25 protein-coding genes are annotated in these 20,890 nt (G+C 68.5%); 24 read left to right on the plus strand and 1 reads right to left on the minus strand.

Annotation, left to right across the window (positions count from 1 at the left end):
* Positions 1 to 20: 20 nt before the first annotated feature.
* From rpsE to rplQ, 13 genes are all read left to right on the plus strand, one after another.
* Positions 21 to 698 (plus strand): 30S ribosomal protein S5, encoded by a 678-nt coding sequence (gene rpsE / locus BLW44_RS05130; RefSeq protein WP_269454908.1) that lies wholly within the window; start codon positions 21 to 23, stop codon positions 696 to 698.
* Positions 698 to 883, plus strand: a complete 186-nt coding sequence (gene rpmD / locus BLW44_RS05135; protein WP_042538783.1) for a 50S ribosomal protein L30 — start codon at positions 698 to 700, stop codon at positions 881 to 883. Before rpsE ends, rpmD begins: the two co-directional genes overlap by 1 nt.
* A complete protein-coding gene (rplO, locus tag BLW44_RS05140) occupies positions 883 to 1,509 on the plus strand; it encodes a 50S ribosomal protein L15 (protein WP_074731618.1) in 627 nt (208 codons plus the stop codon). Before rpmD ends, rplO begins: the two co-directional genes overlap by 1 nt.
* Before the next feature lie 102 nt (positions 1,510 to 1,611).
* Entirely contained in the window at positions 1,612 to 2,934 is a 1,323-nt protein-coding gene (gene secY, locus BLW44_RS05145) for a preprotein translocase subunit SecY (RefSeq protein WP_060927225.1), read from the plus strand.
* Positions 2,931 to 3,527, plus strand: coding sequence for an adenylate kinase (locus tag BLW44_RS05150; protein ID WP_060927224.1), 597 nt, complete (start codon positions 2,931 to 2,933; stop codon positions 3,525 to 3,527). The genes secY and BLW44_RS05150 overlap by 4 nt, the downstream gene beginning before the upstream one ends.
* 11 nt (positions 3,528 to 3,538) lie before the next feature.
* A complete protein-coding gene (map, locus tag BLW44_RS05155; protein WP_060927223.1) occupies positions 3,539 to 4,387 on the plus strand; it encodes a type I methionyl aminopeptidase in 849 nt (282 codons plus the stop codon).
* Positions 4,388 to 4,539: 152 nt separating this feature from the next.
* Positions 4,540 to 5,208: a DsbA family protein gene (locus tag BLW44_RS05160; protein WP_060927222.1), complete on the plus strand. Its 669-nt coding sequence runs from the start codon at positions 4,540 to 4,542 to the stop codon at positions 5,206 to 5,208.
* A gap of 177 nt (positions 5,209 to 5,385) precedes the next feature.
* Positions 5,386 to 5,607 (plus strand): translation initiation factor IF-1, encoded by a 222-nt coding sequence (gene infA, locus BLW44_RS05165; RefSeq protein WP_017201569.1) that lies wholly within the window; start codon positions 5,386 to 5,388, stop codon positions 5,605 to 5,607.
* 64 nt (positions 5,608 to 5,671) lie between these two features.
* The gene (gene rpmJ / locus BLW44_RS05170; RefSeq protein ID WP_005050492.1) at positions 5,672 to 5,788 is read left to right on the plus strand and encodes a 50S ribosomal protein L36; all 117 of its coding nucleotides are present in this window, start codon (positions 5,672 to 5,674) and stop codon (positions 5,786 to 5,788) included.
* A 134-nt stretch (positions 5,789 to 5,922) separates the two neighbouring features.
* Entirely contained in the window at positions 5,923 to 6,297 is a 375-nt protein-coding gene (gene rpsM / locus BLW44_RS05175; RefSeq protein WP_047524098.1) for a 30S ribosomal protein S13, read from the plus strand.
* A gap of 31 nt (positions 6,298 to 6,328) precedes the next feature.
* Positions 6,329 to 6,727, plus strand: coding sequence for a 30S ribosomal protein S11 (gene rpsK / locus BLW44_RS05180; protein WP_045253826.1), 399 nt, complete (start codon positions 6,329 to 6,331; stop codon positions 6,725 to 6,727).
* A gap of 133 nt (positions 6,728 to 6,860) precedes the next feature.
* A complete protein-coding gene (locus BLW44_RS05185) occupies positions 6,861 to 7,850 on the plus strand; it encodes a DNA-directed RNA polymerase subunit alpha (protein WP_060927221.1) in 990 nt (329 codons plus the stop codon).
* Between the two features lie 62 nt (positions 7,851 to 7,912).
* Positions 7,913 to 8,464 carry a 50S ribosomal protein L17 gene (rplQ, locus tag BLW44_RS05190; protein ID WP_060927220.1) on the plus strand — a complete coding sequence of 184 codons (552 nt, stop codon included), beginning with the start codon at positions 7,913 to 7,915 and terminating at the stop codon, positions 8,462 to 8,464.
* A gap of 70 nt (positions 8,465 to 8,534) precedes the next feature.
* On the opposite strand, the gene BLW44_RS05195 is transcribed toward rplQ, so the two are convergent.
* Entirely contained in the window at positions 8,535 to 10,109 is a 1,575-nt protein-coding gene (locus BLW44_RS05195; RefSeq protein ID WP_060927258.1) for an AMP-binding protein, read from the minus strand.
* A gap of 127 nt (positions 10,110 to 10,236) precedes the next feature.
* Between BLW44_RS05195 and BLW44_RS05200 the strand changes: the two genes are divergently transcribed.
* Genes BLW44_RS05200 through BLW44_RS05250 form a run of 11 tightly spaced genes read left to right on the plus strand, consistent with a single transcriptional unit; the run spans position 10,237 to position 20,882 of the window.
* Positions 10,237 to 11,037: a sulfite exporter TauE/SafE family protein gene (locus BLW44_RS05200; protein WP_060927219.1), complete on the plus strand. Its 801-nt coding sequence runs from the start codon at positions 10,237 to 10,239 to the stop codon at positions 11,035 to 11,037.
* Positions 11,038 to 11,074: 37 nt separating this feature from the next.
* Positions 11,075 to 11,530, plus strand: a complete 456-nt coding sequence (locus BLW44_RS05205) for an FAS1-like dehydratase domain-containing protein (protein WP_060927218.1) — start codon at positions 11,075 to 11,077, stop codon at positions 11,528 to 11,530.
* On the plus strand, positions 11,530 to 11,928 hold the full coding sequence (locus BLW44_RS05210) for a MaoC/PaaZ C-terminal domain-containing protein (RefSeq protein WP_060927217.1): 399 nt from the start codon (positions 11,530 to 11,532) through the stop codon (positions 11,926 to 11,928). Before BLW44_RS05205 ends, BLW44_RS05210 begins: the two co-directional genes overlap by 1 nt.
* 11 nt (positions 11,929 to 11,939) lie before the next feature.
* Positions 11,940 to 13,070, plus strand: coding sequence for a UDP-N-acetylmuramate dehydrogenase (locus BLW44_RS05215; protein ID WP_060927257.1), 1,131 nt, complete (start codon positions 11,940 to 11,942; stop codon positions 13,068 to 13,070).
* A gap of 5 nt (positions 13,071 to 13,075) precedes the next feature.
* Positions 13,076 to 13,687, plus strand: coding sequence for a nicotinamide riboside transporter PnuC (gene pnuC, locus BLW44_RS05220; protein ID WP_060927216.1), 612 nt, complete (start codon positions 13,076 to 13,078; stop codon positions 13,685 to 13,687).
* A gap of 24 nt (positions 13,688 to 13,711) precedes the next feature.
* A complete protein-coding gene (locus tag BLW44_RS05225; RefSeq protein ID WP_060927215.1) occupies positions 13,712 to 14,794 on the plus strand; it encodes an AAA family ATPase in 1,083 nt (360 codons plus the stop codon).
* Between the two features lie 4 nt (positions 14,795 to 14,798).
* Positions 14,799 to 16,367 (plus strand): AAA family ATPase, encoded by a 1,569-nt coding sequence (locus BLW44_RS05230; RefSeq protein ID WP_060927214.1) that lies wholly within the window; start codon positions 14,799 to 14,801, stop codon positions 16,365 to 16,367.
* Entirely contained in the window at positions 16,364 to 17,035 is a 672-nt protein-coding gene (locus tag BLW44_RS17715) for a potassium transporter Kef (protein ID WP_254775118.1), read from the plus strand. The genes BLW44_RS05230 and BLW44_RS17715 overlap by 4 nt, the downstream gene beginning before the upstream one ends.
* Complete coding sequence (locus BLW44_RS05240; protein WP_060928521.1) at positions 17,035 to 18,927, plus strand: VWA domain-containing protein; 1,893 nt, start codon at positions 17,035 to 17,037, stop codon at positions 18,925 to 18,927. The genes BLW44_RS17715 and BLW44_RS05240 overlap by 1 nt, the downstream gene beginning before the upstream one ends.
* The gene (locus BLW44_RS05245; RefSeq protein ID WP_060928520.1) at positions 18,920 to 19,528 is read left to right on the plus strand and encodes a hypothetical protein; all 609 of its coding nucleotides are present in this window, start codon (positions 18,920 to 18,922) and stop codon (positions 19,526 to 19,528) included. The genes BLW44_RS05240 and BLW44_RS05245 overlap by 8 nt, the downstream gene beginning before the upstream one ends.
* Entirely contained in the window at positions 19,521 to 20,882 is a 1,362-nt protein-coding gene (locus BLW44_RS05250) for an AMP-binding protein (RefSeq protein ID WP_060928519.1), read from the plus strand. The genes BLW44_RS05245 and BLW44_RS05250 overlap by 8 nt, the downstream gene beginning before the upstream one ends.
* Positions 20,883 to 20,890: the final 8 nt, after the last annotated feature.

Here is a 20,890-nt window from a genome sequence, read left to right on the forward strand (position 1 = left end):
GTGACAACAAGGAGAACGAAGTGACCGAAGCGGCTGCTGCCACTTCCGAGACTGCTGCCGGCACGACGCAGGCAGAGCCGTCTCGCGATCAGCGCGACGGCCGCCGCGGCGGCCGTGGTGACCGCAACCAGGGTGGTCGTGACCGCAACTCGCGTGACCGTGGGGACAACCAGTTCCTCGAGCGCGTCGTCACCATCAACCGCGTCTCGAAGGTCGTGAAGGGTGGTCGTCGCTTCAGCTTCACCGCTCTCGTGGTCGTCGGTGACGGCAACGGTCTGGTGGGCGTCGGCTACGGAAAGGCCCGCGAGGTGCCTCTGGCCATCTCGAAGGGTGTCGAAGAGGCCAAGCGCAACTTCTTCCGCGTCCCGCGCGTCGGCAGCACCATCCCGCACCCCGTGCAGGGTGAGGCTGCAGCAGGCGTCGTCCTGCTCCGTCCGGCCGCTGCCGGTACCGGTGTCATCGCCGGTGGTCCGGTCCGCGCCGTCCTCGAGTGCGCCGGCATCCACGATGTGCTGTCGAAGTCGCTCGGTTCGTCGAACACGATCAACATCGTGCACGCGACGGTGACCGCCCTGAAGCAGCTCGAGGAGCCCCGTGCGGTCGCCGCGCGTCGTGGCCTCGAGTTCGACCAGGTGGCTCCCGCGCGTCTCGTCCGTGCGGAGGCTGACGCCATCGCCGCACAGAAGGTAGGTGCCTGATGGCTGCGCGCCTGAAGGTCACGCAGGTCAAGTCCAAGGTGAGCGAGAAGCAGAACCAGCGTGACACGCTGCGCAGCCTCGGTCTGAAGCGGATCGGTGACAGCACCGTTCGCCCCGACGACGCGCAGACGCGCGGTTACGTCAAGACCGTCGCCCACCTCGTCAAGGTTGAGGAGATCGACTAATGGCTGAGAAGAACGAAGCCGTCGAGGCCGAGAAGGCCCCGAAGAAGGCTGCCGCTCCCAAGGCCGCAGCCGAGAAGAAGCCTGCTGCCAAGAAGGCACCCGCGAAGGCGTCCGAGGCCAAGGCCGAGACCGCCAAGAAGCCGGCTGCCAAGAAGGCAGCGCCGAAGAAGGATGCTCCGGCATCCCGCCCCGGCGTGCTGAAGGTGCACCACCTGCGTCCGGTCCCCGGAGCCAACACCGCGAAGACCCGTGTCGGTCGCGGTGAGGGTTCCAAGGGTAAGACCGCTGGTCGTGGCACCAAGGGCACCAAGGCTCGCAACACCGTTCGCGTCGGCTTCGAGGGTGGGCAGATGCCGCTGCACATGCGCACCCCGAAGCTGCGCGGGTTCAAGAACCCGTTCCGCGTCGAGTACCAGGTCGTGAACCTGGAGAAGCTCGCGGAGCTGTACCCCCAGGGCGGCGACGTCACCACGAGCGACCTGGTCGCCAAGGGTGCCGTTCGCAAGAACGAAAAGGTCAAGGTTCTCGGAAACGGCGACATCGCCGTGAAGCTCACCGTCTCGGTCGACAAGGTCTCGGGTTCTGCCGAGCAGAAGATCGTGGCGGCCGGCGGATCCGTCAAGTAACCACTTCATGAGAGGGGTCGGAGATTCTCCGGCCCCTCTTATGGGTTAGCCTGTTCTTTCAGCCGTCCTCCAAGGACGGCAACCTTTTCAGGAGGAACGTCCTTGTTTAGCGCCATCGCGCGGATCTTCCGCACGCCCGACCTGCGTCGGAAGATCGGTTTCACCCTCGCCATCGTCGCCATCTACCGGCTTGGCTCGAACGTCCCTGCTCCGTTCGTGAACTTCCCGAACGTCGAGGAGTGCCTGGCTCAGAACTCGGGCACCGAAGGACTCCTCGGGCTGGTCAACCTCTTCTCCGGCGGGGCGCTCCTCCAGCTGTCGATCTTCGCACTGGGTGTGATGCCGTACATCACGGCCACGATCATCACCCAGCTCCTGCGAGTCGTCATCCCGCACTTCGAGGCGCTGCACAAGGAGGGTCAGTCCGGGCAGGCCCGTCTGACCCAGTACACGCGCTACCTCACGATCGCACTCGCGCTGCTGCAGTCGACCACCCTCGTCACGGTGGCCCGCAGCGGACAGCTGTTCGGCACGACGGATGTCGCCGCCTGCCAGAACCTCCTCACCAACGACGTGTGGTGGGCACAGCTGCTCATCATCATGGCGATGACCGCCGGTACCGGACTCATCATGTGGTTCGCGGAGCTCGTCACCGAGCGCGGCATCGGCAACGGCATGTCGCTGCTGATCTTCACCTCGATCGCCGCCACCTTCCCCGGCGCCATGTGGCTGATCTGGGAGAGCAAGGGCTTCGAGGTCTTCCTCCTGGTGCTCCTGGTGGGAATCATCGTCATGGCGCTCGTGGTGTTCGTCGAGCAGTCCCAGCGACGGATCCCCGTGCAGTACGCGAAGCGCATGGTGGGCCGTCGCACCTACGGCGGCACCAACACATACATCCCGATCAAGGTGAACATGGCGGGTGTGATCCCCGTGATCTTCGCCTCGTCGCTGCTGTACATCCCGGCCCTGATCGCACAGTTCAACACTCCGCAGGACGGGTCTGAGCCCGCGGCGTGGGTCACCTGGATCAGCGCGAACTTCACCACCGGCAACAGCCCGATCTACATGGCGGTCTACTTCCTGCTGATCATCGGGTTCACCTACTTCTACGTCGCGATCACCTTCAACCCGGTCGAGGTCGCCGACAACATGAAGAAGTACGGCGGCTTCATCCCCGGCATCCGCGCCGGTCGCCCCACCGCCGAGTACCTCGACTACGTGCTCACCCGCATCACGCTGCCTGGGTCGATCTACCTCGGTCTGATCGCGCTCATCCCGCTCATCGCCCTCGCCACCGTCGGCGCGAACCAGAACTTCCCGTTCGGCGGCGCCTCGATCCTCATCATCGTGGGTGTCGGTCTCGAGACGGTCAAGCAGATCGATGCGCAGCTGCAGCAGCGTCACTACGAAGGGCTCCTCCGATGACAGCATCCGCTCGTCTTCTCATCGTCGGGCCGCAGGGCTCCGGCAAGGGCACCCAGGGCATCCGCATCGCCGAGTCCTACGGGATCCCTGTCGTCTCGACCGGAGACATCTTCCGCGCGAACATCAAGGAGGGGACGCCGCTCGGCCAGCAGGTCACGGCGATCCTCGACAAGGGTGACCTGGTCCCCGATGAGCTGACCAGCGAGATCGTCCGCGATCGTCTGACTCAGGATGACGCGGCCAACGGATTCCTGCTCGACGGATACCCCCGCAACACGGCACAGGTCGCACATCTCGACGAGTTCCTCGGCGCTCGGGGTGAGTCCCTCGACGCCGTCATCCTCCTCGACGTCCCGCGCGAGGAGAGCCTCGAACGGCTCAAGCTCCGCGCGGCGGAGCAGGGACGCTCGGATGACACGGACGAGGCGATCGCACACCGTCTCGACATCTACGAGCACGAGACCGCCCCGATCCTCGAGGTCTACGGACCGCGCGGCATCGTCGACCGCATCGACGGCGTGGGTTCGCTCGACGAGATCACCGAGCGCGTGTTCGCCGCGCTGACCGCCCGCGGTCTCCGCCTCGCGGCCTGACCCGCACCACCATGTTCCGCAAGTCGATCTACAAGAACGCCGCGCAGCTGCGCGCGATGGTTGAACCGGGGCTCATCACGGCTGCGGCGCTGGATGCCGTCCGCCCGCTGATCCGTCCTGGTGTCACCACGCTGGAGCTCGATGCCGAGGCGAACCGGGTCATCCTGGCGCGCGGTGCCGAGTCGAACTTCCAGCTGGTCCGCGGCTACCGCCACACCACCTGCATCTCGGTGAACGAGGAGGTCGTGCACGGCATCCCGGGTGAGCGCGTGCTGCAGGGCGGCGACATTGTCTCGATCGACTGCGGTGCGCAGTACCAGGGCTGGAACGGCGACAGCGCCATCACCGTCGTCGTCCCCGACGAGACGCGCCCCGAGCTGGTCGCACAGCGCGAGGAGCTCTCCCGCGTGACCGAGGGGTCGATGTGGGCGGGGATCGCCGCGATGGCATCCGCCTCGCACCTCGGCGACATCGGTGCCGCCATTCAGGGCTACATCGAGGCGCAGGGGCCCTCCGCCGTGTCTGGGGAGACCTATGGCATCCTCCGCGAGTACGTCGGCCACGGCATCGGACGCAAGATGCACGAAGCACCCAGTGTCTTCAACTACCGCACGCCCGATCCGGGCGCGGAGGTCAAGCCCGGCCTCGTCCTCGCGATCGAGCCCATGGTGACCGCAGGCGGCGACGAGACGTTCGTCGAAGACGACGACTGGACGGTCTCGACGGTCGACGGGACCGACGGCTCCCATTGGGAGCACAGCGTCGCTCTGCACGAGGGTGGCATCTGGGTGCTGACCACTGCCGACGGCGGCGCAGCGGGCCTCGCCGCGTTCGGCATCACGCCGACCCCGATCCCCTGACATCGCGGATCACTCGGTCCGCGTCGTCATGCAGAACGCCGTCACAACGCGCGCATAGGTTTCTCCGGGCACAATGGTGGTACGGGTGCGCGTGCACCCCAGGACTTCAGGTCGTGCCCGACGGGGGCAGGCCTCGACAGAAACGGAACGCAATGGCAGCTGCGAAGAGCAACACCAACTGGTTCGTGATCGGCGTCTCGGCGGCAGTGGTGGTCGTTCTGGCCGTGCTCGCCATCGTGGTCGTGAACCTCAACAACCAGGCGACCAGCCCGGGCGCGACGCCCAAGGCGAACGACACGTTCAACTCCGAGACCGGAGCTGTCTCGTTCGGAGACGGTGACGACGAGGTCTCGATCTTCGTCGACTTCCAGTGCCCGGTCTGCAAGAGCTTCGAGGACCAGTACGGGGAGGCGCTGCAGTCTGCGGCCGCCGAGGGGGAGATCACTCTCTCGTACCACCCGATCGCGATCCTCGACCGTTACTCACAGGGCACGGAGTTCTCGTCTCGCTCGGCCGGCGCCGCCGTGTGCGTGGCAGAGTCGGCCCCGGACCTGTACCTCGATTACGCGCAGGCGCTCTTCGACAACCAGCCCGCGGAGAACACGAGCGGTCTCACGACCCAGCAGCTCGCCGACTTCGCCACCCAGGTGGGCGCCGATGACGCGGTGTCGTGCATCACGGACGAGACCTATCGCAAGTTCGGCAAGGCTCAGGCGCAGAAGAACGAGGTCAACGGCACGCCCACCGTGGAGGTCAACGGCAAGCGCCTCGATCTGCAGGATGCGGCGGACTTCAAGACCTTCACCGATCTCATCAGCTGATCGACGATCTTCCGACGGGAGTTCCGGCATCCTGCTCAGGTTGCCGGAACTCCCGTTGTCGGATAACATAGATCTTTGGTGCCTTGTGCCTTGATTCGGCGTGTCTGAATCGGCGCGGCATCGCAATTCCAACCACCCACCGCAGATCGACCGGTCTGCAGAAGCGTCAGCGAGGCTATGGCTAAGAAAGACGGTGTCATCGAGATCGAGGGAGTGATCTCCGAGGCTCTGCCCAACGCGATGTTCCGCGTTGAGCTCTCCAACGGACACAAGGTCCTTGCAACGATCTCAGGCAAGATGCGGCAGAACTACATCCGTATCATCCCGGAGGACCGTGTGGTCGTGGAGCTCAGCCCCTACGACCTGACCCGCGGCCGGATCGTCTACCGCTACCGCTGATCGGTCGAGAAGTAACACCCCAGGCACTCCGCCTGCCCGGTGAAGACAGCGAACAGGACACATCATGAAGGTCAATCCCAGCGTCAAGCCCATCTGCGATCACTGCAAGGTGATCCGTCGTCACGGCCGCGTCATGGTGATCTGCAAGAGCAACCCGCGCCACAAGCAGCGCCAGGGCTGATCACTCTTCTGATCTGACTCACAACTCAATACACACAACGGCAGGATCAGATCCCACGCGAGTGGGGGACACCTCGGGGCGGAGGCCCGAGCACCGATCCTGCTCCACACCTCCACAACATCCAGGAGAACCGCATGGCACGTCTTGCCGGCGTTGACATCCCGCGCGATAAGCGCGTGGTGATCGCCCTTACCTACATCTACGGCGTCGGCCGTACCCGCTCGGTCGAGATCCTCAAGGCTACGGAGATCGACGAGAGCATTCGCGTGAAGGACCTCAGCGACGACCAGCTGATCGCCCTCCGCGACTACATCGAAGGCAACTACAAGGTGGAGGGTGACCTGCGCCGCGAGGTCGCCGCAGACATCCGCCGCAAGGTCGAGATCGGCTCCTACGAGGGCATCCGCCACCGTCGTGGCCTCCCGGTCCGTGGTCAGCGCACCAAGACCAACGCCCGTACCCGCAAGGGCCCGAAGCGCACCGTCGCCGGCAAGAAGAAGGCCCGCTAAGCGCGGCCCCAGGGACTAGGAGAACACTTTCATGGCTGCACCCAAGGCCGCCGCGCGCAAGCCGCGCCGCAAGGAAAAGAAGAACATCGCGCTGGGCCACGCCCACATCAAGTCGACGTTCAACAACACGATCGTCTCGATCACCGACCCGTCCGGCGCTGTCATCAGCTGGGCATCGTCGGGTGGAGTGGGCTTCAAGGGCTCGCGCAAGTCGACCCCCTACGCCGCTGGCATGGCCGCCGAGTCGGCCGCCCGTCAGGCGCAGGAGCACGGCGTCAAGAAGGTCGACGTCTTCGTCAAGGGACCGGGCTCGGGTCGCGAGACCGCGATCCGCTCGCTGACGGCCGCCGGCCTCGAGGTCGGCTCGATCCAGGACGTCACCCCGCAGGCGCACAACGGCTGCCGCCCGCCGAAGCGCCGCCGCGTCTGATCCGGCTTGTTGAGCCGCTCGTGCCTCAGGGCTCGAGCGGCTCGACGCCCGCCAGCGGGCATCGACTTCCACAACTCAAGACCTCACCCCACCACATGTCATATAGCGGGCATGTGATCGAAAGGAACACAGAGTGCTTATTGCACAGCGTCCCACACTGACCGAGGAAAAGATCGTCGAGAACCGTAGCCGGTTCATCATCGAGCCTCTGGAGCCCGGCTTCGGTTACACGATCGGCAACGCGCTGCGTCGCAGCCTGCTGTCGTCGATCCCCGGCGCCGCGGTCACCAGCGTTCGCATCGACGGCGTGCTGCACGAGTTCAGCACCATCCCCGGCGTGAAGGAGGATGTCACCGAGATCATCCTCAACATCAAGCAGCTCGTCGTCTCGTCCGAGCGCGACGAGCCCATCACGGCGTACCTGCGCAAGACCGGTTCGGGCGAAGTGACCGCCGCAGACATCTCGGCTCCGGCCGGTGTCGAGGTGCACAACCCCGAGCTCGTCATCGCGACCCTCAACGAGACCGCCAAGTTCGAGCTCGAGCTGACGATCGAGCGTGGCCGCGGCTACGTCTCGGCGACGCAGAACCGCAACGAGTACGCAGAGGCCGGTCAGATCCCGATCGACTCGATCTACTCGCCGGTCCTCAAGGTCAGCTACCGCGTCGACGCCACCCGTGCGGGTGAGCGCACCGACTTCGACAAGCTCGTCCTCGACGTCGAGACGAAGTCGGCGATCAGCCCGCGCGACGCCGTCGCCTCGGCTGCCAAGACGCTCACCGAGCTGTTCGGACTCGCCCGCGAGCTGAACGTCGAGGCTGAGGGCATCGAGATCGGCCCGGCACCGGTGGAGGCAGTGAACTCCAGCGAGCTGTCGATGCCGATCGAGGATCTCGACCTGTCGGTGCGTTCGTACAACTGCCTGAAGCGTGAGGGCATCAACACCGTTTCCGAGCTCGTCGCCCTGTCGGAGACGCAGCTCATGAACATCCGCAATTTCGGCCAGAAGTCGGTCGACGAGGTGCGCGACAAGCTCATCTCGCTCGGTCTGTCGCTCAAGGATTCGGTGCCCGGTTTCGACGGCGCCCACTTCTACGGCGGCAGCGAAGACGAGTCCTTCTGACCCACCCGGATTGTCATCTGGCAGAGGCCAGCTGACCGACCTTTCCTGACCAGGAGCTAGATATGCCCAAGCCCACCAAGGGTCCCCGCCTCGGAGGCGGCCCCGCCCACGAGCGCCTGCTGCTTGCCAACCTCGCGGCGGCCCTGTACACCCACAAGTCGATCAAGACGACCGAGACCAAGGCCAAGCGCCTTCGTCCGCTCGCCGAGCGCCTGATCACCTTCGCCAAGCGCGGAGACCTGCACGCTCGTCGTCGCGTTCTCTCGGTCATCGGTGACAAGGATGTCGTGCACACCCTGTTCGCCGAGATCGCACCGCTGGTCGCTGACCGCGACGGCGGCTACACCCGCATCACCAAGGTCGGCAACCGCAAGGGCGACAACGCTCCGATGGCTGTGATCGAGCTCGTCCTCGAGCCCGTCACCCCGAAGGCGAAGTCCACCAAGAAGGCTGCCAAGGCTGAGAAGCCGGCCGAGGTCGTCGAAGAGGCTCCGGCCGAGGAGGCTCCCGTCGAGGAGGCTCCCGCCGAGGAGTCCGCCGGCGCCGAGTCCCAGGCCGAGGGTGAGGCAGCCGAGGCTGCCGCCGAGGACGCTGTCGAGAAGAAGTCCGAGTAAGCACCTCGCTCACGCGAAGAAGCCCGTCATCCGAGAGGATGGCGGGCTTCTTCGCGTCTGGGCCTCAGTGTCAGGAGCGGGCGCGCAGATCCTTGCGCAGGATCTTGCCGGAGGCCGACTTCGGGATCGCGTCGATGAACTCCACCTGACGCACCTTCTCGTGCGGGGCGGCGTGTCCCGCCACATGCGCCATCACGGCATCCGCGTCGAGCTCCGCACCCGCCTGCACCACGACGAACGCCTTGGGCACCTCCTGCCCGTCGTCGTCGAGTGCGCCGATGACGGCGGCATCGGCGATGGAGGGATGCTCCAGCAGTACGGCCTCGAGCACGGCCGGTGCGACCTGATACCCCTTGTACTTGATGAGCTCCTTCAGTCGGTCGACGATACGGAAGATGCCGTCGTGCGTGACCGTCGCGACGTCCCCGGTGTGCAGCCACCCGTCGGCGTCGAGCATGTCGGCCGTGGCGTCAGGACGGTTGAGGTAGCCCCGCATGACCTGAGGCCCGCGGATGAGGAGTTCGCCCGGTGCGCTCGCACCCTCTGCCGGTGCCTCGACGTCGGCTCCGTCCTCGCCGAGCAGGCGGGCTTCGGTGTCGGCGAGGAGCAGGCCGACCGACGAGCGGTCGATGTCGGGGCGGTCGTAGGGGATCGCATGTGTGACGGGGCTGGTCTCGGTCATGCCGTATCCCTGGCAGACCGTGCAGTCCAGGCGCGTGGCGACGGCCGTGGCGAGGGCGCCGTCGAGCGGAGCGGCACCCGAGAAGATGACCTTGATCGACGAGGTGTCGAACTGATCGACGAGCGGATGCTTCGCGAGCGCCACCGCGATGGGGGGAGCGATGAACACCCAGGTGGTGCGGTGGTCCTGCACGACTCGGAGGAACTCGGTCAGGTCGAACTTGGGCATCGTGACGAGCGCGGCGCGCTGGCGCAGTGCGAAGTTCAGGAGGACGGTCATGCCGTAGATGTGGAAGAACGGCAGGACGGCGAGCACGCGGTCGTCGTCGCCGAGCGAGATCGTGGACCGGCACTGGCTGACGTTCGCGATGAGGTTGCGGTGGGTCAGCATCACGCCCTTGGGGTGCCCGGTGGTTCCCGACGAGTAGGGGAGGACGGCCAGGTGGGTCGCCGGATCGAACGTCACGTCGGGGGCCCGGTGCCCTTGTCCGAGCAGTGCGGGCAGTGACGGATGGCCGTCAGCGCCGTCCAGCACGATCAGGTGATCGTCGGCGATCCCGCGGCTGGCGGCGGCGGCCTTCGCCCCGTGGAGGAGCGGTGACACCGTGATCAGCCAGTCGGCGTCGGCATCCGACAGCTGGTTCGCGATCTCGTCCGGCGTGTACAGCGAATTGATGGTGGTGGTGGTGGCGCCGGCCCGCAGCACCCCGTGGAAGACCGTCGCGAAGGCGGGGACGTTCGGGCACAGGATGCCGATCGTCGTCCCGACGCCCACTCCGCGCACAGCGAGGGCACCGGCGAAGAGGTCGATCTGACCGATCAGCTGCCGGTAGGTCGTGGTCGCGCCGCTGACGCCATCGATGAGGGCGATCGCGTCGAGCCGCTCCTCGTCCACGTCGCCGAACAGGAACTCGTGGATCGAGACCGCCGGGATCTCGACATCGGGATAGGAGCTGCGAACCATGAGATCTCCTTCGATCCGGTCGAGGACGACGACGTCCGATGCGATCCAGTGTCGCACATGTCGATACCCAGTCCCAAGGGATCATCCGAAGTCCGAATCGGGGTTCGTCCGCGAGTAGGCTGAACCGGTGACTGATGCCGAGACCCTGAGCAGAGGGCCTCGCGCCTACACCGCCTTCATCGGGATCGGCCTGATCGCCGGCCTCCTCTCCGGCCTCTTCGGCGTCGGCGGCGGCACGGTCATCGTGCCGCTCCTCGTGCTCCTCCTGCACTTCAACCAGCGCCTCGGCGCCGGCACCTCGCTCGCCGCGATCGTGCCGACGGCTACGGTCGGCGTCATCTCCTACGCGGTGAACGGCGCGGTCGCGTGGATCCCGGCACTGATCCTCGCGGCGGGCGCGGTGGTGGGGGCGCAGATCGGCACCCGACTGCTGCCGAGGATCTCGCAAACGGTGCTGCGCTGGTTCTTCGTCGGCTTCCTCGTGATCGTGATCATCAGCCTGTTCCTCGTCGTCCCGTCGCGCGACGCGGAGTTCGAGCTGCAGCTGCTGAACGGGCTCGCCCTGCTCGTGGTCGGCGTCGGCACCGGCATCCTCGCCGGACTCATCGGCGTGGGCGGCGGCGTGATCGTCGTGCCGGTCCTCATGCTGGCGTTCGGCACCAGCGACCTGGTGGCCAAGGGCACCTCGCTGCTGATGATGATCCCCACCGCGATCTCGGGGACGATCGGCAACCTCCGAAATCACAACGTCGACCTCCGGGCCGCGGCGATCGTCGGGGTGTCGGCCTGCACGACCACGGCGCTCGGGGCGTGGCTGGCGACGCTGATCGATCCGCTCGTCGGCAACATGCTGTTCGCGGCATATCTCGTCGTGATCGCGGTGCAGATGGCGTTGAAGGCGATCAAGGGGCGCAAGAAGAAGGACTGAGGGCGGACCTGTCGCAGGCCCTCGGTAGGATCGAGGGGTGGCAGTGAATCAAGAACTGGTCGGCCGGGCGTTCCCGCCGACGGCCCCGTACCTCGTCGGCCGTGAGAAGGTGCGCGAGTTCGCTCGCGCCGTCTTCGCCGACGCCCCGCAGCACACCGACGTCGACGCCGCGCGTGCCGCAGGCTTCGACGACGTGGTCGCTCCACCGACGTTCGCGATGGTTATCCAAGACCAGACGCTCCAACAGCTTCTCGCAGAGCCCGATTCAGGCATCGTGCTGGCGCGGACCATCCACGCCGAGCAGAAGTTCACGTACTCGCGGCCGATCGTCGCGGGCGACGAGCTCACCGGGCGACTCAGCGTCACCGGCATCCGGATGATGGGCGGCAACGCGATGATCACCAGCGCGGCCGAGATCGTGGATGCCGCGGGCGAGCACGTCGTGACCGCCACCAGCGTGCTGCTGGTCGGCGCAGAAGAAGGAGCCGAGTGATGCCGTTCGCCGTCGGAGACGTCGTCGCAGAGCGCACCGTCCACCTCACGCGCGAGTCCCTCGTGCGATACGCCGGTGCGTCCGGCGACTTCAACCCCATCCACTACCGCGATGACGTGGCAGCGTCGGTCGGTCTCCCCGGCGTGCTCGCCCACGGCATGCTGACCATGGGCATCGCCTCGTCGGTGGTCGTCGCAGCCCTCGAGCCGGGCACGCGGATCGTCGACTACGGAGTGCGCTTCACCAAGCCGGTGGTGGTCGACCCGGTCGACGGAGCAGACCTGCATGTGGTCGCGACCGTGGGTGCCGTCGATGAGGCCTCCACGCGCGTCGACCTCAAAGTGACGTTCGACGAGACGACCGTCCTGGTCAAGGCGCAGCTGCGCATCGCCTCCTGATGGGCGGCGCGGTGCACGAGGTCGAGCCGATCCGGCTCTCGACTCTGACGACCCTGCGCACGGGCGGCGCACCCGAGCGCATGCTCGAGGCGTCGACCACGGCAGAGCTCGTCGACGCGCTCACCGATGTGTGGTCGCGCGGCGAGGACTGGCTCGTCCTGGGCGGCGGCTCGAACCTGTTCGTCGGCGACGAGCCGTTCGAGGGCACCGTCATCCGCATCCTCACCCAGGGCATCGAGGAGCTGTCGTCGCCGCACGAGGGTCGCGTGCGACTGCGCGTGCAGGCGGGGCACGGCTGGGACGACCTGGTCGCCTACGCCGTCGAGCACGGGTACGCGGGCCTCGAGGCCATGAGCGGCATCCCCGGAACCGTCGGCGCCTCACCCGTTCAGAACATCGGGGCGTACGGCCAGGAGATCCAGGAGACGCTGGTCGAGGTCGAGCTGATCGACGAGGCGACGGGCGAGATCTCGGTCGTCCCGGCGGCCGAGCTCGGTCTGGGGTTCCGGACCTCCGTGCTCAAGCACCACTACGGCGGGGTGCCGCAGCGTCGGGCCGTCATCCTCTCCGTCACGGTCGACCTCGTGGTCGCGAGTGAGCGCGTCGTGCGCGGCGAGCAGCTGCGCAGAGCACTCGGTCTCGACTCCGACGCACCGGTGCCGCTCACGTGGGTGCGCGAGCGCATCCTCGCCACGCGCGCGTCGAAGGGGATGCTGCTCGATGAGCACGATCCGGACACCCACGGCGTCGGCTCCTTCTTCCAGAACGCGATCGTGCCGGAGATCGTGGCGCGGTCGCTGCCGCCCGAGTGTCCTCGGTGGCCGGTGACTCCCGACCTCGACGCGGTGACGGTGATCCCCCTGGCCTCCTACGACGGCTTCGTGTCCGCCGTGAAGCCGGAGGCGCCGGATGTGAAGGTGAGCGCCGCGTGGCTGATCGAGCAGGCCGGGATCCGCAAGGGGTTCAAGCTCCCGCGGTCGCGCGCCTCGGTCTCGACCAAGCACGCCCTCGCCCTCACCAATCGGGGCGGTGCGACGGCCGCCGAGGTCTCGGAGCTCGCCCGTTTCATCCAGAGCCGCGTCCACTCGGAGTTCGGCCTCGTGCTGCAGCCAGAGCCGGTGCTGCTGGGCGTCGAGCTCTAGCGACGATGCTCGACTGGCTCCAGGCCGAGTGGCCGCAGGTCCTCGGTTTCGTCACCGGCGCCGTGTGCGTCTGGCTCGCCGGCCGACGCCACGTCGCGAACTACCCGATCGGCATCGCCAACAACATGGTGCTGTTCGTGGTCTTCATCGGCGCGGGGCTGTATGCGACCGCGGTGCTGCAGGTGGTGTACCTGCTCATGGGCGTGCACGGCTGGTGGCGCTGGACGCACGGCGTCGAGCAGAGTCGCACCTACGTCGTCAGCACTCCTCGCCGCGCGTGGCCGTGGCTGATCGCAGCCGCGCTCGCCGGGACGGCCGTGCTCGTCTGGGTGCTCGTGACCTTCACCGACTCGCAGGTCGCGATCGCCGACGCCGCCACGACCGCCGTGAGTCTCGTGGCGCAGTACATGCTGAACCGCAAGTGGATCGAGAACTGGTTCGTCTGGATCGCTGTCGACATTGCGTTCGTCGGACTGTCCATCGCGGCGGGGCTGTGGGTCATCGCTGCGCTCTACACGCTCTTCATCGGGCTCTGCGTGATCGGATACCGCTCCTGGCGCCGGGCGGCCGCCGCTGATCTCGGGGCGGGTGCTGCGGCATCCGTCGTCCGCGCGTGAGGGCGCAGGCGTGAAGGGACGAGCATGAGCGGTCACGGGCTCGGGCACGGACTCGTCATCGGCAAGTTCTATCCCTTCCACAGCGGTCACTCCCACCTGATCCGCTCAGCCCAGCGTGCGAGCGACCGGGTCACCGTGCAGGTGCTGGGGGCCTCGGTCGAATCGATACCGCTCGACGTCCGTGCGGCATGGATCCGCGAGTCCCACCCCGGTGCGACAGTGGTCGCGGCGATGGACGATGCCCCGGTCGACTTCGACTCGGAGTCGGCCTGGGAAGAGCACATGGCGCTGATCGTGTCGCTGCTCGACAGCCCCGTCGACACAGTGTTCTCGTGCGACGCCTACGGCGGCGAGCTCGCCAGGCGACTCGGCGCGCGATGGGTGCAGATCGACGAGGGACGTCGGATCAACCCGGTCTCCGGGACCGCGATCCGAAGCGACGTCGCCGGGCACTGGCATGAGCTCGCCCCGGCCGTGCGGGCCTGGCTCACCTCCAGGGTCGTGGTGCTGGGCGCCGAGTCGACGGGTTCGACGACCCTCGCCGCAGCGCTCGCGGCGCACCTCGGCACGCTGTGGGTCCCGGAGTACGGTCGCGAGCACTCCGTGACCCGTGAGGGCGGCCTGACCGCCCCCTGGCGCAGCGACGAGTTCGACCTGATCGTCGACCGGCAGATCGACCTCGAGCAGCGCGCGCTCCGAGAGGTGCCCGTGCCCGTGCTCGTGTGCGACACCGACGTGCTGGCGACGGCGCTCTGGCACGAGCGCTACGTGGGTCACCAGGCTCGGCGGCTGCACGACGCGGCGGCCGCGCACCGTCCGCTCCTGTACGTCCTGACCGGGGACGAGATCCCCTTCGAGCAGGACGGCATGCGCGACGGCGAGCACATCCGCCACGACATGCAGCAGCGGTTCCGAGACGTACTCGCGGCGCAGGACGTGCCGTGGCTCGAGGTGCGCGGCGATGTGCCGGCGCGCGTCGAGGATGCCGCATCCGCCCTCGCTCCGCTGCTCGCCGAGAGGCTGCGGTTCGCGGTGCCGCTGGAGGCGAGACCCCTCGACGAGCAGCGTGCGCTCCAGTCGAACGCGCGAGCGAGATCGTTAGGATGATCGCATGCCCGACCGCTGGAACCGCGTCTCCGCATCTCCCACGAACCCCGGCAGCGGTCACGGCGTCGAGGCGCTGACCGCCGAGGACCTGTTCCGCCCGGCCGCACGCGCGACCGTGCCTCTCGACGAGAAGCTCCGACAGGTCTACTACTGGATCGTCAACCGTGCGGTGATCTCGCCCTACTACGACATGGAGTTCTCGCACGGCGAGCCGCTGTCGATCGGGCTCGGAGACGCCGGGGCGACGGTCTCGCTGCCGACCCAGGCCTCGTTCTCGTCGAACGTCCTCGTGCCGCTGCTCACCTTCGCTGTCGGCGGGAAGTGCCTGCTGATCGGCGGGCCAGGACGCGGCAAGACGACCGTGGCCGTGCTGATGGGGGTGCTCGCCGGCACGTCGGCCGAGGACGTGCGACGGGCTGTGCAGCAGGGACAGCCGCAGCTCACCGTGAGCGATCTCGTCGGCATCCCGCTTCCGCGCGACCTCGTCGGCGCGGAGCGCCTCGCCGACATCCGCATCGCCTGGCGGGACTGGCTCGGTCTCCCGGTGAAGATCATCGACGAGTACAACCGCATCCCCACCAAGACGCAGTCCGCGCTGCTGACGATGGTGGCGGAGGGATACGTCGAGAGTCACGACCAGATGCGACGCACGGCGCCGGACGGCGGGGTCGAGAGCTGGTTCTTCACCGCCAACGACGACGCCGGTGGTGGGACCTTCCCCGTCATCCAGGCGCTCCGCGATCGGATGGACGTCACGGTGCAGGCGGCGGGCTTCAACAGCCGGTTCTTCGACGAGCTGATCACCCGCGTCGAGGCGGGGGAGAAGCCGGAGGAGCATGTCCCGGCGGAGCTCGCGTTCGACGCCGCGCAGCAGTCCGAGATGCGCGCGCAGATCCGCGCGGTCCCTATCCCGGGTGCGGTGCGGGACCGGCTGCGGTTCTTCCTCAGCCACTTCGAGTTCGTGCAGCACGGAGGGCGCCGGTTCGAGTACCGGACCAAGGATGTCGTCACGACGGCAGGCGGGCGTGTCGGCGATGTCATCGAAGCCAACAGCGGCGCCGACCTCGAGGTCGACCTCGGGGCGCAGACCCGCAACGGGCTGTCGGTGCGAGCCCTGCAGACGCTCATCCTGTACGCGAAGGCGATGGCCTGGTTCCGGGGGATGGACGCGGTCGAGCTCGACGATGTCGCGGCGGTGCTCCCCTTCGTGCTCCGCGGCAAGCTCCTGCCGCACAGCACGCACCCGCGGTTCGACGTCGGTGCCGAACCCGAGCTCAGCACCGACACCGTGAGCTGGCTGGCCGACCTGTTCACGCAGTCCTGCCGCCAGTACGACGCCCTTGGACGGGATGCCGACGATGAGGTGGCGGCCCTGCTCGCGGACTTCGAGCGAGGACTCGACGGGGTCTCGGCGCTGGAGGCCTCGCGGCGCATCACGGCGGTCGAGGCGCAGCTGCGTGGGATCGCCACGGTCGGCAAGCTCTACGGACGCGACTTCGATGACGTGATCGCGCTGAAGTACCTCCACCAGCGCTACACCGCCTACGTGCGCTGGCAGGAGCTGCGAGGGTGAACCGTCTGCCCGTGCAGCTGGCGAACATCGCGGCGCGCTTCACCCCCGCCGAGCTCCCCGATCTGTCCGCCGCGGGACTGGATGCCGCACTGGCAGCCTCTTCCGTGCGAGCGGCTCACGGAGACCCGTTGCTGTTCGCTCACGCGCTCGCCGCGGGCGTCGCGACGGACCCATCGGCGGCGACGGGGCGGGAGCGCGCTCTCGCCCTCGTCGCGATCGCGGCCTGGCGGTCGGGTGCCCTGGCGCTCAGGGCGGATGCTCTCCGCCGGCTCGGCACGGTCGACACCGTGCCCGGTCTGACCGCGGCGGCGGCGACGCTCGGCCTCGAGCCGGAGGTGCTCGATGAGTTCCGACGCCGTCAGCAGACCGACCGGTACTGGTGGCCAGGGCGCGCGGATCAGCGCGGGTACGTGCTGGCCGTCGGCGGCTTCCGCGGCATCGGCGGCACCTGGATCCGTCCGCCGGAGCGGGTGGAGCGGCTGGGCGACGACGGCGCCTTCGCGCTGCTGGTCGCCGGAACGTGGTGGCGGCTGGACAGCGATGTCTGGGGTGCGCGGCTCTCGTCGCTCTCGGAGGAGCCGTCGAACCTTCCCGCTCGCGACGACGGTGTGAGCGTCGTGATCGGACCGGACACCCACCTCGCCTGGGTGCACGTGCAGGAGCAGTGATGGCCCGGCTTCCCGACCGCGTGCCGCTGTCCGAGCAGGCTCGCTCCGCCTGGGAGCGGGCGCTCGCGCTGTGGCGGGTCCGACTGGACGATCCCGCGATCCGACCTGGCGCCGCCGCCGCCCAGGGCGCGCCCGCCTGGTTCGCGTTCCCGCCGTCGGTGACCGTGGATCCGCGCTATCTCGCCGATCACGGGCTCGCCGACGAGCTGTGGAGCATGTTCGCCCACGAGATCGGTCACCATGTGCTGGCCCCCAGCACCCGGATCGACTCGCTCAAGATCGATCACCAGATGGCCAGGGCGGTCGCGGTCGCCTCGCCGCGGCGTGACGCGGGCGACGGGGCGCGGCGGCTGTCGAATCTGTGGTGCGACCTGCTCGTGAACACGAGGCTCGCCCAGCTCCAGCGGGCGGAGCGGGCGCCCGACCTCGTGCCCACCGCCGCCCTGGGCGTCGTCCGCCTCGGGCGCGCGCTGTACCCGGCTCCCGAGGGGAGCACCGACCGTCTCTGGTGGGTCTATTGCCGCGCCTACGAGCTGCTGTGGCAGCTGCCGGCAGGAACTCTGTGCCCAGCCCAGCCCCCGGCGCGGCCAGTGCGGGCGCGCGTCGAATCGACCGAGGTGCCGCTCAGCCGCATCCCGGAGAAGCACCGGGAGCAGGAGCGGCTGCTGCGGGCGGCGCGCGCCGAGAGCGCACGTGTGGCCGCCGAGCTCGCGGGGGCGACTGCGACGAATCCCGCGGTGGACGCCGCTCTCATCGCGGATGCGGTCAGGTCCTTCTCCGCCGACCCTGTCTCGGGAGCGGCACTGTTCGGTGTGATCGCGGCGCCGTACCTCGCGGAGCACGACGGCGCGGGCGGGGTCGGCGATACCCCGAAGGGCGGCGGGCGAGGCAGCAGCGCCACGAGCGGATGCGGGGTCGACGATGCCCCGGCCACCGCGGACGAGCTCGGTCGCATCCTGGCCGATCAACGGCTCCGCAGGGACCTGCCTCGACATCCCGGCGCGCACCGGGAGACGGACGAGGGCATCGACGGCGACGATGCCTCGGACGACGGGAGCGTCGGGCAGACCCTGACGATCGCCCGAACGCTGCAGCTGTACAGCGAGAGCGGAGAGGATGCCGTGCTCGCCGCCTGGTACCGCAACGAGGCCGCAGCGTGGGTGCGCCCCTATACCCGTCGGGCGGCCTCGACGCCGACCGGCGGCATCCCCGGTCCCGTCGAGCTGTGGGAGGTGGGCGACGCACTCGCGGACGTCGACTGGCCGCTGACGATGCGCTCGGGTGCGGTCATCCCCGGGGTCACCACGCGTCGACGCTCGGAGCTCGACGATGAACCGCTCGTGCAGGAGACGAGTCTCGAGCTCGACCTGTACATCGACTCGTCCGGGTCCATGACCCATCCGCGCAACGGTTCGCCCGCCGTCCTCGCGGCGACGATCCTCGCACTGTCGATCCTGCGCGGCGGCGGCAGGGTGCGTGTCACCAGCTTCTCCGGCACCGGCGAGGTGGCCGGCATGACCCGCTTCGGTCGGAACCCGTCCGAGATCATCGCCGCCGTGTCGCTCTTCTTCGGGCGTTCGACCTCCTTCCCGCTCGACCTTTACTCCTCCCGCTATGCCGGACTCCCGCCCGCCGGCGACGAGGCCCAGCGCCACGTCGTGGTGCTCTCCGACGACGGACTCGTGTCGATGTTCGGCGTCGGCAACGAGCCGTACGCGGGGGTCGCGAAGACCGTTCGTCAGGTCCTGACCACCGGTACGCTCGTGCTCATGGATCCTCGGCACCAGGTGGCGCAGCTCGCCGAGCGCGACGGTTACGACGTGGTGTATCTGCGCACGATGGCCGACGCCCCTCGAGCCTGCGCGGCGTTGGCGGAGGCTCTGCATGGCTGAGACGGAAGCGCTTCTCGCGGCGTGGAGCGAACGCTCAGGCGGTGAAGCCGAAGCCTGGGCGCGCGCACGCCCGGGACCCCGCCTCGACGCGATCGCGGCGCGGATCTCCGGGGTCCCGCAGGAGTTCCTCGACGAGCGGATCTCCCTGCGGGCGCTCGCCGGAGACGTCCTCGGCGCACAGCTCGCGGCGCAGCGTTTCGACGACGACCCGCGGGTGCGTCAGGGGGCGGCGATCGGTCTCTGGCTCGCAGCGAGCGAGGGACTGCTCGAGCCCTTCGAGCCGGCCCTCTCGACCGGATGGCCCGCCCTCGCCGTCGACGCCCTGGCACTTCGGGTCGCCCCGGTGGCAGCGCCGTCGGCATGGACCTCCGACGAGGAGAGACGGATCGAGGCTGCGCGCACGTTCCTGCTGTGGTGCGGGTTCCTCCCCGCGGGCGAGGATGCCGCGACGGCCGCCTCGCTGCTCGCCGCTTGCGACTCGCTCGCCCGCAACCGGGCGCTGGCCGAGGCGTACGAGGGGCACCGGCATCGGGCGGACATCGCCCGCAAGCTCCAGGAGGCCCGACGCAAGGAGGCGGCGGCGCGGTACTCCAGTGAGTGACCCGGACCTCGCGGGAGCGCTGGCGCTCGCGGAGTACGCGCAGGGGGAAGCCGCGGTGCTGTCGGATGCCGAGCGCTGGCCGACGATCGACCGGGAGGGGTCGGCGCGGCTGTCGCGCTGGCGCGCGCATCCCGACGCCCCGCACTGGACCCATGCCACCGGCGACAGACTGACCGCCGAGCAGGTGGAGCGGGTGCGCCGGCCGCTCCCGATCGACGGCTGGCTCGAGGAGCACCTCGCCACGGCCCGCCGCACGCTGCGGTATCGCGGGATGCCCGCCGGCTCGGCGCTCGAGGAGCATCCCACGATCTCCCGCACCGACCTCGTCGACGACCTGGCGGCGTTCGTCCCTCTCGACGCCGATCTCTCCCGGATGCTCCACGGCACGAGCTCCGGGTCGACCGGTGCCGCCCTGCTGATCCCGGACGACGTCGAGGAGGTCGCGCGCGGCTTCCACCTGCTCCTGAGCCTCGCCGAACGCGCCGGAGCCACCGTCGTCGCGGACGGTGAGCGGATGGCGGTCGCCAACCTCGTCTTCCAACGGCAGGCGTTCACGTACGTGTCGGTGATCTCCAGCTTCGCGCACCGGGCGATGGCACGGCTCAACCTGCATCCCTCGGCGTGGCCGGAGCCGGCCGCCCGTACCCGCTTCCTCGCCGACGCCGACCCGCAGATCCTCAGCGGACACCCGACGAGCTTGGCCGAGCTGCTGGATGCAGGGCTCGATAGCGCCCTGCATCCCGCGGTCGTCTTCTCCGGGGCGATGGCCTTGTCCGCTCCGTTGCGTGCACGGCTGGAGGCGGCCTTCGCCTGCCCGGTCATCGACGTCTACGGCCTGCACGAGACGCGCCCGATCGCGGCGCGCGCCGACGCCGGTCCGTTCCGGATCCTCGACCGCCGGGTGCACGTCGAGGTGCTGGACCCCCGGCGGGACGTCGCCGTCTCGCCCGGAGAGATGGGCGAGATCGTGGTGACGGCGGGGGAGAACCCGCTCCTGCCTCTGGTGCGATACCGCACCGGCGACCACGGACGTCTGGTGACGCTCGCCGACGGCACACAGGGCATCGCCGATCTCGAGGGCAGGGAGAACACGCGTTTCCTGGCCGCGGACGGCACTCTCGTGCCGTGTGTGGAACTGACCCAGCAGCTGCAGTCGCACGGCGCGGAGGGCTGGTCGATCGCGCAGGACTCCGACGGCGAGATCAGTGCGACGATCGTCGCAGGCGACCAGCGCGCGATCCGCACCGCACTGCATGTCCTGCTCGGGCAGCCGCTGACGGTGCGTCGGGTCGCGCGGCCCATCGACCTCGGCGAGGGGAAGCCGCGCCGCTACCGCAGCGCCGTCCCCGACTGACAAGCTCG

The organism is Microbacterium hydrocarbonoxydans, from assembly GCF_900105205.1.
In the GTDB taxonomy this organism is placed as follows: domain Bacteria; phylum Actinomycetota; class Actinomycetes; order Actinomycetales; family Microbacteriaceae; genus Microbacterium; species Microbacterium hydrocarbonoxydans.